We start from the raw sequence: 13,294 nt of genomic DNA, 5'->3' as shown, positions 1-13,294 counted from the left end.
GGTCAGGGCCGTTGTCCGGGGGTCGGTTCTCGGGCCGGGTCACCGGGCCGTCAGTCGCAGCACTGCGGCTCCGGCTCCGGGTCGCGCGCACGGCTCGCGCGCCCGCGGCGGGTGGTGGGGTCGCGGCGCTCCACCAGCAGGCGGGAACCGGTGAGCCGTTCGCCGAAGACGTCGTCGGGGTTGGACAGCACGCAGGTGTCCAGGGACAGGCAGCCGCAGCCGATGCAGTCGGTGAGATGGTCGCGCAGCCGGTTCAGCTGCTTGATGCGCTCGTCCAGTTCGGAGCGCCAGGACTCGGAGAGCCGGGCCCAGTCGTCCTCGGTGGGCGTGCGCTCCTCCGGCAGCTCGGCGAGGGCCTCGCGGATCGTGGCGAGCGGGATGCCGACGCGCTGCGCGGCGCGCACGAAGGCGACCCGGCGCAGCGCGTCACGGCTGAAGCGGCGCTGGTTGCCCGAGGTGCGGCGGCTGGTGATCAGGCCCTTGGACTCGTAGAAGTGCAGGGCGGATACGGCGGCGCCGCTGCGCGCGGCGAGCTGGCCGACCGTGAGCTCGTGAATCTTCTCGGGAATCTGAGGCACTCCGCGAACCCTACCGACCCTTCACCCTCATGGCCCTCCGGTCCGTTGACACGGGCCCTCCTGGCGACCATGCTAAGCAGTCGCTTAGGTTATGGCGTACAGGTCGGGCGAGTAGGCACAGCGAGCAGGAAGGCCGGGACATGGCAGAGCCGAGGATCTTCACATCCGCCGACGAGGTGAAGGCGGCGGTGGGCGAGCAGCTGGGGTACACCGACTGGCTGGATGTCGACCAGAAGCGGATCGACCTGTTCGCGGAGGCGACCGGCGACCACCAGTGGATCCACGTGGACCCGGAGAAGGCCGCCGCGGGCCCGTTCGGCACCACCATCGCGCACGGCTATCTGACCCTGTCGCTGCTCCCGCTCTTCGGACCGCAGCTGATCAGGGTCGAGGGCGTGAAGATGGGCGTCAACTACGGCACCAACAAGGTCCGCTTCCCCTCCCCCGTCCCGGTCGGCTCGCGGCTGCGCGCCACGGCGGCGATCACGGGCGTCGAGGACGTCAAGGGAGGGATCCAGGTGGCCGTCGCCTTCACCGTGGAGCGCGAGGGCGGCGACAAGCCGGTGTGCGTCGCCGAGTCGGTCTCCCGCTACTACCTCTGAGCGGCGCCGGACGCCTCGGCTCCCACCATCCGCAGGACGAGGTCGGCGTAGAGCGCGCCGACCTCGTCGGGCGTCCGGGGGCCGTTCACGTTGAACCAGCGGGCCACGTCGATGCAGAGCGACAGCACGGCCAGCGTCGTGCCCTTCACGTCCGGCACGTCGAACTCGCCCGACGTCACACCGTCGTCGATGATGCCGCGCACCTCGGCGTCGCACTGCCGGCGCAGCGCGAGGATCTCGTCGCGGGCCCCGGGGCCGAGCGCGTCCAGCTCGTACTGCACCACCCGCGCGGTCGTACGCCGTCCGGCGTGCCACCGTACGAAGGAGCTCACGGCGTCGGCGAGCCGCTCGGTGGCGCTGCCCTCACCGCGGGCCGCCGTCCGCAGGATGGCGACCGCCCGGTCGTGGCCGATCCGGCTGATGCGGTGGAGCAGCTCTTCCTTGGTCTTGTAGTGGATGTAGAGCGCGGCCGGACTCATGCCGGCCCGCCCGGCGATGTCGCGGGTCGTGGTCGCGTGGTAGCCGCGTTCGGCGAAGGCCTCCACGGCGGCGACCAGGAGCCGCCGGGCCGCGTCCGGGGTGACCTCTTCCCACGGCTCGGTGTCGCCGCCCGTAGTCTCGGCCGCCGTACTCATCGCTTGTTCGCCCCTCTCGGTGACAGGAGCACCACCATACCGCCGAAGCTGAGCGGTCGCTTAGGGGCGGCGTCCGCGGCACGTCAGCCCAGCTTCTCGAAAGGGTCGTGCTCGGAGAGGAGCTTGTCCAGGCGGGCCTGGTCGACGCGGCTCACGAGCTGCCCGACCTCCTGACGGTCACGGATGATCTTGGCCAGCGTGAAGGCCGAGGTGACCAGGTACAGGACGGCGACCGCGAGGAAGGCGCGTACCCAGGCGTCGGCCTGGAGGTTGTAGATGCCGACGGCGGTGGCGATCATCGCCACCGCGAACGAGGCCACGGCCTGCCCGTAGAAGGCCGCCGTGCTCTGCTGCTTGACCGGTGTGTCACTCATGGGAACAAGGATCGGCGGATGTGGTCCCCGCCACATCCGCCGGCGTACTCAGTCCCCGTACTCAGACAGCTTCCGGTTCCGGCGGGGTTCAGAAGGCCGAGACCCCGGTCAGCGCGCGCCCGATGACCAGCTTCTGGATCTGGCTGGTGCCCTCGTAGAGGGTCATCACACGGGCGTCGCGCAGCAGTTTTCCGGCCGGGTACTCGTCGATGTAGCCGTAGCCGCCGAAGACCTGGAGGGCGTTGTTGGCGGCGCGGACGGCGGCCTCCGAGGCGAACAGTTTGGCCTTGGAGGACTCGACGGTGAAGGGCTGCCCGCGGTCGATCAGGTCGGCGACCCGCCAGGTGAGCAGCCGGGCCGCGTCCACGTCGAGGGCGATGTCGCTGAGCAGCTCCTGCACCAGCTGGTGGTGGGCGATGGTCCTGCCGAACTGCTCGCGCTCGCCCGCGTACTTCACGGCCGCGTCCAGGGCGGCCTGGGCTATGCCGACACAGCCGGCCGCGACCGACATCCGCCCCTTGGCGAGGGCCGACATGGCGACCGAGAAGCCCTTGCCCTCGGGGGCCAGCATGGCGGAGGCGGGAACGCGGACGTCCTGAAGCGCCAGCTCGGCGGTGGCCTGGCCACGCAGGCCGAGCTTGCCGTGGATGGTGCGTCGGGTCAGCCCGGGCGTGTCGGTGGGCACGAGGAAGGCGGAGACGCCCTTGTGGCCGGGGGCGTCCGTGGAGCGTGCGAAGAGCAGTACGACGTCGGCCCAGGTGCCGTTGGTGATGAACGTCTTGGTGCCGTTGATGACGTAGTCGTCGCCGTCGCGGACCGCGCGGGTGGAGAGGTTCCCGGCGTCCGATCCCGTGCCGGGCTCGGTGAGGCCGAAGCAGCCTACGTACTCGCCGGAGGTGAGGCCCGGCAGCCAGCGCCGCTTCTGCTCCTCGTCGCCCCAGGCGGCGATGGTCTTGGCGACCAGCCCGAGGGAGACGGACACGATGCCGCGCACGGAGCTGTCGCCGCGGCCCAGTTCCTCCGTCACCAGGCAGTACGCGAGGTGGTCGCCGCCACTGCCGCCGTACTCCTCGTCGACGGTGAGGCCGAGGAAGCCGACCTCGCCGAGCTTCTTCACGATCGACCGGTCCACCTCCTCGGCGCGGTCCCAGTCGACGACGTGCGGGGCGATCTCGCGCTTGACGAAGTCCCGCGCGAGCTGCCGTACGGCGCTCTGCTCCTCGCTGAGCTCCAGGTTCATGCCGAGTCACCCCACAGAAAGACAGATCTTGAACGGCGGACATTTAAATTAGCACTGCTAGTTTCCAGCCGCAGCCCTACTATGTGCGCCATGGCCCGACCGCGCAAGCCCCTGCTCAGCACCGACCGGATCGTCGCGACGGCCCGCGCGCTGGTGGACGCGGAGGGCCTCGCGGCCGTCTCCACGCGCCGGCTCGCCGCGGAGCTGGGAGTCAGCGGACCCTCGCTCTACAACCACTTCCGCACCAAGGACGAGATCCTCGAAGCGGTCGCCGACTCGGTGAGCGCGCAGGTCGACCTGTCGATGTTCGAGGACGGCCGGGAGTGGCGGACCGCGCTGCACGACTGGGCCGTCTCCTACCGGGCGGCCCTGCGCGACCACCCCAACATCGTCCCGGTACTGGCCCACGGCCCCGGCCGCCGCCCGGCCGCGCTGCACCTCGCGGACGCCGTCTACGGCGCGATGGTCGCGGCGGGCTGGCCCCCGGCCCAGGCCACGTCCATCGGCGCGCTGATGCGCTACTTCATCATGGGCTCGGCGCTCGGTTCCTTCGCCGGCGGCTTCGTGGACGACGCCGGCGCCTACGATCCCGCCGACTATCCCCACCTCCAGCAGGCCCATCTCCTGGCCGAGCAGCAGGAGAAGATCGACGAGCGGGCCTTCGAGACCGGGCTGACTGCGCTGCTGGACGGGCTGGCACAGCAGTACGCCCAGGTGACACAGGGCGCCTGAGGACACTTCGGCGCCCGCCGAACCGTGCGTGCCGCATCCTGGGACGCATGACCGAGAGGGACGCCGAGGCGCCCGGGCTGGCGCGGCTGGCCGGGCTGATCGCCGACGAGACCAGGGCCGCGTGCCTGCTGGCGCTGCTCGACGGGCGGGCGTGGACCGCCGGTGAGCTGGCCCGGCACGCGGGGGTCGCCGCCTCCACGCTCAGTGAGCACCTGGGCAAGCTCGTCGCGGGTGGAATGCTGGCCGAGGAGCGGCAGGGGCGGCACCGGTACGTGCGACTGGCCGACGAGCGGGTCGCGCAGCTGGTGGAGGACCTGGCCGCGCAGGTCGCGCCCGAGGCCGCGGCACGGCGCCCGCGCACGCTGCGGGCGTCTGGTGCCGGGTCGGCGATGGCCCGGGGCCGCACCTGCTACGACCACCTCGCCGGGCGGCTCGGCATCACGGTCACCGACGCGCTCACCGGGCGCGGGCTGCTGCGCCAGGACACCGGCTTCGCGCTCACCGACGCGGGCCTCGGCTGGTTCGCGTACGCCGGGATCGTCCTGGCGCCCACCGGTCGCCGGCCGCTGGCCCGTGCCTGCCTCGACTGGACCGAACGCCGTCCGCATCTCGCGGGCGTCGCGGGCGCGGCCCTGTGCCGGCACGCCCTGGACACGGGCTGGTGCGTACGCATCGGCTCGGAGCGGGCGGTGAAGGTGACGCCGGCGGGTGAGGAGGCGCTGTCGGAGCTGCTGGGCATCGATCCGGCGTGCCTGCGCTGAGGCACCGGTGTCCACGCGTCCTCGTCCGTAGTCCGCCGGTCCCCGTATCCGTCCTTCCCTGGCCCCAGGAGCATGATGAGCACCACCCCGTCCCGCCGTCCGGACCCGCTCGCGGCGGCCGCCGCCACGGTCACCGTCGTCCTGTGGGCCTCCGCCTTCGTCTCCATCCGCAGTGCGGGCGAGGCCTACTCGCCCGGAGCGCTGGCGCTCGGCCGGCTGCTGTCGGGCGCGCTGACGCTGGGGGTGCTCTGGCTGCTGCGACGCGAAGGGCTGCCGCCGCGGCCGGCCTGGCGGGGCATCGCGGTGTCGGGGCTGCTGTGGTTCGGCTTCTACATGGTCGTCCTGAACTGGGGCGAGCAGCGGGTGGACGCCGGCACGGCCGCCCTCGTGGTGAACGTCGGCCCGATCCTCATCGCGCTGCTCGGCGCCCGGCTGCTCGGGGACGCGCTGCCGCCGCGGCTGCTGGCGGGGATGGCGGTGTCGTTCGCGGGCGCGGTGACCGTGGGCCTGTCGATGTCCGGTGAGGGCGGTGCCTCGCTGTTCGGGGTGGTGCTGTGTCTGCTGGCCGCCGTGGCGTACGCGGGCGGGGTGGTCGCCCAGAAGCCCGCGCTGGGGCACGCGAGCGCGCTCCAGGTGACGACGTTCGGGTGCCTGGTCGGGGCGGTGCTCTGCCTGCCCTTCGCGGGGCAGCTGGTGCGCGAGGCGGCCGTCGCGCCCGTCTCCGCGACGCTCAACATGGTGTACCTGGGCGTGTTCCCGACCGCGCTGGCGTTCACGACATGGGCGTACGCGCTGGCCCGTACGACCGCGGGCCGTATGGGCGCCACGACGTACGCCGTGCCCGCCCTCGTCGTCCTGATGTCGTGGCTGGCGCTCGGCGAGGTGCCGGGGCCGCTCACCCTGGCGGGCGGCGCGCTGTGCCTGGCGGGCGTGGCGGTGTCGCGGTCGAGAAGGCGCGCGGGGGCGGCCCGGGAGCGGGCCGGTACCGCCCCGGGACCGCGCCGCGAGGACGCCGACCGGGCCTGAGGCCGAAGGGCTGTGAGGCCGAACGGCTGTGAGGCCGAAGGGCTGCGAGGCCGAAGGGCTGCGAGGCCGAACGGCTGTGAGGCCGAACGGCTTCTGAGCCTGTTGCGGCCCGGCCGGCCCAGCCAGGCCAGGCCCGTCTAGAACACCACGAGGGCCCGCCCGCCCTTGCCCGCCAGCATGTTCTCGAAGGCCGCCGGGATGCCGTCCAGGGCGATGCGCTCGGTCACCAGGGCGGCGAGGTCCAGGCGTCCGGCGCGGACGTGTTCGGCCAGTACCGGCAGGTCCCGGGCCGGGTCGGCGTTGCCGTAGACGCAGCCGGACAGGGTGCGGCCCCAGTGGAAGATCTCCAGGGCGTTGAAGGTGACCTGCTGGTCCTTGCCGCCGATGCCGACGACCGTGGTGCGGCCGCCGCGCCGGGTGGACTCCCAGGCCGTGCGGATGGTGACGGCCCGGCCGACGCACTCGACGGCGACGTCGACGCCCTGCTTGCCGGTGAGGGCGCGGATCTCGCGGGCGGTGGTGTCGGAGGCGATCAGGTAGTCGGTGGCTCCGGCGGCGCGGGCCAGCTCCTCCTTCTCGGGTGACACGTCGACCGCGACGATCTTCGACGCGCCCGCGATGCGGGCCGCCTGGAGCGCGGCGAGGCCCACTCCCCCGACGCCGAAGACCGCGACCGTCTCGCCTTCGCGCACCTTGGCCGAGTGGTGGACGGCGCCGTAGCCGGTGAGGACGGCGCACCCGAGCAGGGCGGCGTCGGTGAGCGGGATGCCGTCGGGGACGGGCAGGAGGCACCCGGCGTCCACCACCGTCTCCTCCGCGAACGCGGCGACGTTCAGACCGGGGTGCAGGTCGGTGCCGTCGTCGGCGCGGCGGGCGTGCGTGTTCGCCGCGCCGGCCAGGGCGTTCGCGCACAGCCAGACCTCGCCGAGCGAGCAGGCGTGGCAGCCGCCGCAGGACGGGGCCCAGTTGAGGACGACGTCGTCACCGGGGGCGATGTCGGTGACGTTCTCGCCGACGGCGAGGACCGTGCCGGCGCCCTCGTGACCGAGGACGGCGGGGAGCGGCACGCGCATGGTGCCGTTGGACAGGGACAGGTCGGAGTGGCAGACGCCGGCGGCGGCGAGCTTCACCCGGACCTGGCCCGGGCCGGGCTCGGGCAGCTCGATCCCGGTGACCTCCAACGGGGCGCCTACGGCGGGTACGACGGCGGCACGGACAGCGGTACGGACGGCCATGAGGTGGACGACTCCCCTGGTACTAGAACTGGAGGGACTTGGTCTGGAGGTACTCGGACAGGCCGTGCGCGCCCAGTTCGCGGCCCACGCCGGACTGCTTGTAGCCGCCGAAGGGCGCCAGCGGGTTGAACCGGCCGCCGTTGATGTCGACCTGGCCGGTGTCCATCCGGCGGGCGAAGGCGACCGCCTCGGCCTCGTCTCCGGCCCAGACGGCGCCGGCGAGGCCGTAGACCGTGCCGTTGGCGATCCGCAGGGCGTCCTCCTCGTCCTCGTAGCGGAGGATGGACAGGACCGGCCCGAAGATCTCCTCCTGGGCGATGGTCATGTCCCGCGTCACGTCGGCGAAGACGGTCGGGGCGACGAAGTAGCCCTGCTCGCGCGGGGCTTCGGGGCCGCCCGCGACGAGGCGGGCGCCCTCGGCGACGCCCTTCTCGATGTAACCGCGCACGCGTTCCCGGTGCTTGGCGTTGACGACCGGGCCGATCCGGTCGCCGTACTTCGCGGCGGCCTCGGCGGCCAGCTCCACGGCCTCGTCGTACCGGTCGGCGGACACCAGCATGCGGGTCCAGGCGCTGCACGTCTGGCCGGAGTTGGACATGACGTTGGCGACGCCGACGTTCACGGCCCTGGCCAGGTCGGCGCTGGGGAGGATGACGTTGGCGGACTTGCCGCCGAGTTCGAGGGCGACCTTCTTGACGGCGGCGCCGGCGGTCGCGCCGATCCGCCGGCCCACGGCCGTGGAGCCGGTGAAGGAGACCAGGTCCACGCCGGGGTGCTCGGCGAGGGCCTGCCCGGCGACCGGACCGAGACCGGTGACCAGGTTGAAGACACCCGCCGGGACACCGGCCTCGTGCACCGCCTCCGCGAAGAGCTGGGCGGTGAGGGGGGTGTCCTCGGCGGGCTTCAGCACGATCGTGCAGCCGGCCGCGAGCGCCGGGGCGACCTTGGCGACGATCTGGTGGAGGGGGTAGTTCCAGGGGGTGATGGCGGCGACCACGCCGACCGGCTCGTGGTGGACGACGGAGTTGCCGACCTTCTCCTCGAAGGCGTACGTCGCCGCCAGCTCGGCGTACGAGCCGGCGACCGCGATCGGGGCTGCGGCGTGCACGGCCTGGGAGAGCTTCGGCGGCGATCCCAGCTCGGCGGTGACGGTCTCGGCGATCTCGTCCTTGCGGACCACCAGTACGTCCCGCAGGGCGGCCAGACGGGCGGCCCGCTCCGCGGGCAAAGTGGCGGCCCAGCCCGGCAGGGCGGCCCGGGCGGCCCGTACGGCGGCGTCGACGTCCAGGGCGTCGCCCGCGGGGACCCTGCCGATCACCTGCTCGTCGGCCGGGTTGACCACCTCGATCGTGTCCCGGCCGTCGGCGGGCCGCCAGGCTCCGTCGATGTACATGCCGTCGTGTGCCTTCATCGCGTTCCCTCCGGGCGGGCCTCGTCGTCCGACCCCAAACTAGCGCCGATAGTTTTATGGCACCAGGGGCGGCCACCATGGTGGCGCGGCTCACCCTCCCGGCGGGCCTGGTCGCCGACGACGTCACTCCTCCAGGTCGGGCAGCCGTGCCGGGGCGGGACAGATCCGGTCGCCGTGCTGGTCGAAGACGAACAGGTGGGCGAGGTCGACGAGGAGGGGGACCTGCATGCCGTGGCGGAGGTCGATGTCGGGGGTGGTCCGGACGATCAGGTCGCCCGGGAGGCGGCCGTCGGGGGCGGCGACGGCGGGTCCGGCGGCCGGCGCCCCGGCGTCCCCCGGTTCCATGACCGCCACCGGGCCGGCCCGCAGGGCGCCCGCCCGCTCCTTCAGCCGCTCCAGGACCGAGCCGTCGCGGCGGCGGCGCCCGGCAGGGCGGGCGACGGGTCGCGGAGCCTCCAGGTCGGGCACGACGGCGGGCCGCGAACCGGTGTTGAAGTGGACGAGGACCTCGTGGCCCTGGAACTCGACGTGCTCCACCAGGCCGGTGAGCAGTACCTCGCCGGGGCGGGCGGAGGCGGGCTTCGCGATCCGCACGGCCTCCGAACGCAGGCCCACGATCACCTCACGGCCCTGCTGGACGCGGAGCAGCTGATGGTCCAGGGAGAGCGGTTCGGGCAGGCGCAGGAACTGCTTGCCCAGGCTGATGGTCATCGCCCCGTCGAGCGGCGCCCGTACGAGGCCGCGCAGCAGGTTGATCCGCGGGGTGCCGATGAAGGCGGCGACGAAGACGTTGCGCGGCAGGGCGTACACCGCGCGCGGGGTGTCCACCTGCTGGAGCACACCGCCGCGCAGCACGGCGACGCGGTCGCCGAGGGACATGGCCTCGGACTGGTCGTGGGTGACGTAGATCGTGGTGACGCCCAGTTCCCGGGTCAGTTTGGTGATCTCGGCGCGCAGGTGGTTGCGGAGCTTGGCGTCGAGGTTGGACAGCGGCTCGTCCATCAGGAAGGCGGAGGGGTGGCGGGCGATGGCCCGGCCCATGGCGACACGCTGGCGTTCGCCGCCGGAGAGCTGGGCGGGGAAGCGGTCGAGGAGGTCCTCGATGCCCAGCATGCGGGCGGTGGCGTCCACGCGGGGACCGGGGTCGGCCTGCGGTGCCTCGACGCGCAGCGGGAAGCCGATGTTCCCGCGGGTCGTCATGTTCGGGTACAGGGCGAAGTTCTGGAAGACCATCGCCATGCTCCGCTCGGAGGGGAGCAGGTCGTTGCCGTACTCGCCGTCCAGCAGCAGTCGGCCGTCGGTGATCTCCTCCAGGCCGGCGATCATGCGCAGCACGGTGGACTTGCCGCAGCCGGAGGGGCCGAGCAGGACGAGGAACTCGCCGGGCGCGATGTCCAGCGACAGCCGGTCCACCACGCGGACGCCTCGCGCGTAGGTCTTGCTCACGTCGTGCAGGGAGATGGCGCGTGTCATGGGAGGTGCCCCCGGGGGCTCACTGAGCGCTGGTGCTCCGCGGTCGGACGCCCTCGTGCGGGTCGTACGGGGCGTGTGAGTCACGGAAGTTAACGGAATGTGCGCGGCTGGGGGAAGACACTGGACTCAATCAGGGTGCGGGTGTCCATCTGGTGAGAAAGCGGACGGTCGCATTCAGCGGTGAGGTGCCTCGGGACGCGGGCGTATCCGGACGCGGGCGCCTCAGAACACGGGCATCTCAGAGCACGGGCGTGGGAGCGGGGCCGGCGGTACGGTCCGGTGCCGGGGCCCGGCCTGCGCGCTCCCGTCGTACGTCCGGTGGGGCTCCGCGGTGTCCGCGCACGGGCCCCTATCGGACCGTCCGGCGCGGCGTCCGGCGGCGAGGGGTGTCCTCGGGTTCGTCCCCGGCGGACGGCCGGTCCGCGGCCGGTCCGGTGGACGGGGCGCGCAGGGCGATGCCAGAGGACATGAGCAGCAGGGCGCCGAGCATCACGAACGGCGCGGCCACGCCCGCGACGCCGGCGATCAGGCCCGCCGCGGCGGGCGCGGCGACCTGGCCGAGGCGGTTGCCGGTCAGGCGCAGGGCGAGGGCGGTGGAACGGGCGCCGTCGGGGGCCGCCTGGACGACGGTCGTCATGGACAGCGGCTGTCCGACGCCGAGGCAGAAGCCCAGGACGACCAGCATCAGCCCGAGCACCCACACCGGCACCGGCAGCGCGACCCCGGCGCACAGCAGGGCGGCCAGCAGGCAGGTGGCCGTGAGCAGCACGGTGCGGCCGAGCAGCCGCAGCAGGGGTGTCAGCACCAGCCGGCAGGCGATGGTGGCGGCGGCCCGCAGGCTGAGCAGTACGCCGATCACGACCGGGGAGATGCCCCGGTGCTCGCCGACCACCGGCAGGTAGGCGGTGAGGACGTCGGTCGCCGACAGGACGGACAGGCTGATCAGGATGCCCGCGGGCACACCCCGCGCACGCAGGATGCTGCCGACGGGGACGCGCGCGCCCTGCTCCGTACGGAACTTGGCGGCCGTCGGGTGCTCTATGCGCCACAGCGACGTGAACGCGACCGCCGCGCCCGCGCCCGCCACCACCAGGGCCAGGGCGCTGCTGGCCGCCATGTCCCGGCCGCCGATCAGCGCGCCCGCCGCGACGGGCCCGACCAGCTGGCCGAGCGAGGCGCCGATGGTGAAGTGGCCGAAGTTGCGGTCCTGCTCGTGCGGCGCGGACTGGCGGGCGACCAGCGACTGGGCGCCGATGACGAAGCAGAGGTGGCCGAGGCCCATGACGCCGCTCCACAGGGCCATCGCCCACAGGGAGCCCGCGATGCCGCTCAGCGCGCAGCCGCCGGCGATGAGGACCACGCCGACGGGCAGCAGCGGCGCGCAGCGGCCGTGGTCGGTACGGCGGCCGAGCGGGACGGCGGCGAACAGCGGCAGCAGCGCGTACACGCCGGCGATGACGCCGACCGCCTGTTCGTCCGCGCCCAGCGCGAGGGCCCGGTAGGAGACGGCGGGCCGGGCCATCGACACCGCCCCCTGCGCGAAGCCGAAGGCGATGACGAGGCGGAGCAGCCAGCCGCGGTTCCCACCGGGCGCCATGTTCGTGTCCTTCCCGCGCGTCCGGCTCCCCCTTACGGTCGGCGGGGGCCGGACGGATGATCAGATGATGCCGAACAGGATGCCCGCCGCGAGGATCACCAGGCTCGTCAGGACCGCCCACTTCACCACGAACCGCGTGTGGTCGCCGAACTCGACCTTGGCCATGCCGACCAGGACGTAGACGGCCGGGACGAGCGGGCTGGACATGTGCAGCGGCTGGCCGACGATCGAGGCGCGGGCGATCTCCAGCGTCGACACACCGTGCGCCTGACCGGCCTCGGCGAGCACCGGCAGGACACCGAAGTAGAAGCCGTCGTTCGACATGAAGTAGGTGAGCGGCAGGCTCAGCAGGCCGGTGACGAGGCCCATCTGCGGGCCCATGCCGTCGGGGATGGTGTCCACGAGCCAGTTGGCCATGTGGTCGACCATGCCGGTGCCGGTGAGGACGCCGGTGAAGACCGCGGCGGCGAAGACCATGCCGGAGACGTTGAGGACGTTGTCGGCGTGCGCCGCGATGCGGGCCTTCTGGTCCGGGATGTGCGGGAAGTTGACGGTGAGCGCGAGCGCGGCGCCGAGCAGGAAGAGCACCGGGATCGGCAGCAGTTCCGTGATCATGGCGGTGAGCAGCGCGACCGTGAGCAGCGCGTTGAACCAGTACAGCTTGGGGCGCAGGGTGGGCCGGTTCGGGTCGAGGCCCTGGAAGTCGTCGTCGGACCCGCCGTCCTCGGCGGCGGCGTCCTGGGCCCCGCCGGAGCCCGCGGAGCCCTTCCCCGAAGCCGAACCGGCACCCGAGCCCGAACCAGCACCAGCACCAGCACCAGCACGGGCACCGGACTCGGACCCGGAGGCCGAGCCCGCACCCGCACCCGCACCCACCAGTGCCGTCTCGCTCTCCGGCTCCCGCACGAGCGCCTCGTCCAGCGTCAGCGTGCCCAGCCGCCTGCGCTCGCGCAGACCGAGGACGTACGACAGGACGATGACCGCGAGCAGACCGACGGCCAGGGCCGGGATCATCGGGACGAAGATGTCGGTGGCGTCGACCTTCAGCGCGGTGGCGGCGCGGGCGGTGGGGCCGCCCCAGGGCAGGGTGTTCATCACGCCGTTGGCCATCGCGGCGACGCCGGTCATCACGACCAGGCTCATCTTCAGGCGCTTGTACAGCGGGTACATCGCCGAGACCGTGATCATGAAGGTGGTGGAGCCGTCGCCGTCCAGCGAGACGATGGCGGCGAGCAGGGCCGTACCGACGACGATCCGCATCGGGTCGGCCTTGCAGAACCTCAGGATGGCCCGGACGATCGGGTCGAAGAGCCCGACGTCGATCATCACCCCGAAGTAGACGATCGCGAACATGAGCATGGCCGCGGTGGGCGCGAGGGTGGACACGCCGTCGATGACGTAGTCGCCGAGTTCGGCGCCCTTGCCGACGAACACGCAGAACAGCGCGGGGATCAGCACGAGCGCCGCGATCGGCGACATCTTCTTCATCATGATCAGGACCAGGAAGGTCGCGATCATGGCGAAGCCGAGGATGGTCAGCATGAGTGAGTACCTAACGTTCGCCCTTGAACATCCCACCGGGGCAGGCGGTGCGAGCGACGTTAGGTGCCGTGAAGCCGCGTTAACAAGA

General features: G+C 72.6%; 13 protein-coding genes. 4 read left to right on the top strand and 9 right to left on the bottom strand.

Annotated elements, in window-relative coordinates:
* Positions 1 to 50 precede the first annotated feature (50 nt).
* Positions 51 to 578: a redox-sensitive transcriptional activator SoxR gene (gene soxR, locus ACH4NX_RS23585; RefSeq protein WP_351397135.1), complete on the bottom strand. Its 528-nt coding sequence runs from the start codon at positions 576 to 578 to the stop codon at positions 51 to 53.
* A 140-nt stretch (positions 579 to 718) separates the two neighbouring features.
* On the opposite strand from soxR, the gene ACH4NX_RS23580 reads away from it, so the two are divergent.
* Complete coding sequence (locus ACH4NX_RS23580; protein WP_351397138.1) at positions 719 to 1,180, top strand: MaoC family dehydratase; 462 nt, start codon at positions 719 to 721, stop codon at positions 1,178 to 1,180.
* On the opposite strand, the gene ACH4NX_RS23575 is transcribed toward ACH4NX_RS23580, so the two are convergent.
* From ACH4NX_RS23575 to ACH4NX_RS23565, 3 genes are all read right to left on the bottom strand, one after another.
* Positions 1,171 to 1,815 (bottom strand): TetR family transcriptional regulator, encoded by a 645-nt coding sequence (locus ACH4NX_RS23575; RefSeq protein ID WP_398129874.1) that lies wholly within the window; start codon positions 1,813 to 1,815, stop codon positions 1,171 to 1,173. The two genes, ACH4NX_RS23580 and ACH4NX_RS23575, sit on opposite strands and share 10 nt — an antisense overlap.
* 83 nt (positions 1,816 to 1,898) lie before the next feature.
* Positions 1,899 to 2,189, bottom strand: a complete 291-nt coding sequence (locus ACH4NX_RS23570) for a YiaA/YiaB family inner membrane protein (RefSeq protein WP_279563477.1) — start codon at positions 2,187 to 2,189, stop codon at positions 1,899 to 1,901.
* Between the two features lie 88 nt (positions 2,190 to 2,277).
* On the bottom strand, positions 2,278 to 3,429 hold the full coding sequence (locus tag ACH4NX_RS23565; protein WP_398129875.1) for an acyl-CoA dehydrogenase family protein: 1,152 nt from the start codon (positions 3,427 to 3,429) through the stop codon (positions 2,278 to 2,280).
* Positions 3,430 to 3,519: 90 nt separating this feature from the next.
* Here ACH4NX_RS23565 and ACH4NX_RS23560 point away from each other — a divergent pair, with 90 nt between their 5' ends.
* From ACH4NX_RS23560 to ACH4NX_RS23550, 3 genes are all read left to right on the top strand, one after another.
* Entirely contained in the window at positions 3,520 to 4,161 is a 642-nt protein-coding gene (locus ACH4NX_RS23560; protein WP_398129876.1) for a TetR/AcrR family transcriptional regulator, read from the top strand.
* Positions 4,162 to 4,208: 47 nt separating this feature from the next.
* Entirely contained in the window at positions 4,209 to 4,922 is a 714-nt protein-coding gene (locus ACH4NX_RS23555) for an ArsR/SmtB family transcription factor (RefSeq protein ID WP_398129877.1), read from the top strand.
* A gap of 75 nt (positions 4,923 to 4,997) precedes the next feature.
* Positions 4,998 to 5,948 carry a DMT family transporter gene (locus ACH4NX_RS23550; protein ID WP_398129904.1) on the top strand — a complete coding sequence of 317 codons (951 nt, stop codon included), beginning with the start codon at positions 4,998 to 5,000 and terminating at the stop codon, positions 5,946 to 5,948.
* Between the two features lie 137 nt (positions 5,949 to 6,085).
* On the opposite strand, the gene ACH4NX_RS23545 is transcribed toward ACH4NX_RS23550, so the two are convergent.
* The 5 genes from ACH4NX_RS23545 to ACH4NX_RS23525 form a co-directional block, all read right to left on the bottom strand.
* Positions 6,086 to 7,183 carry a Zn-dependent alcohol dehydrogenase gene (locus tag ACH4NX_RS23545; RefSeq protein ID WP_351397156.1) on the bottom strand — a complete coding sequence of 366 codons (1,098 nt, stop codon included), beginning with the start codon at positions 7,181 to 7,183 and terminating at the stop codon, positions 6,086 to 6,088.
* 22 nt (positions 7,184 to 7,205) lie between these two features.
* A complete protein-coding gene (locus ACH4NX_RS23540; protein ID WP_398129878.1) occupies positions 7,206 to 8,594 on the bottom strand; it encodes an aldehyde dehydrogenase family protein in 1,389 nt (462 codons plus the stop codon).
* A gap of 123 nt (positions 8,595 to 8,717) precedes the next feature.
* Positions 8,718 to 10,067: an ABC transporter ATP-binding protein gene (locus ACH4NX_RS23535; protein ID WP_351397162.1), complete on the bottom strand. Its 1,350-nt coding sequence runs from the start codon at positions 10,065 to 10,067 to the stop codon at positions 8,718 to 8,720.
* Between the two features lie 349 nt (positions 10,068 to 10,416).
* Complete coding sequence (locus ACH4NX_RS23530) at positions 10,417 to 11,664, bottom strand: MFS transporter (RefSeq protein WP_398129879.1); 1,248 nt, start codon at positions 11,662 to 11,664, stop codon at positions 10,417 to 10,419.
* Positions 11,665 to 11,724: 60 nt separating this feature from the next.
* A complete protein-coding gene (locus ACH4NX_RS23525; protein WP_398129880.1) occupies positions 11,725 to 13,206 on the bottom strand; it encodes a CitMHS family transporter in 1,482 nt (493 codons plus the stop codon).
* Positions 13,207 to 13,294: the final 88 nt, after the last annotated feature.

The sequence above is a fragment of the Streptomyces sp. NPDC017225 genome, from assembly GCF_044331465.1.
Classification (GTDB): Bacteria; Actinomycetota; Actinomycetes; order Streptomycetales; family Streptomycetaceae; genus Streptomyces.
This window is presented reverse-complemented; position numbering and strand designations above follow the sequence as displayed.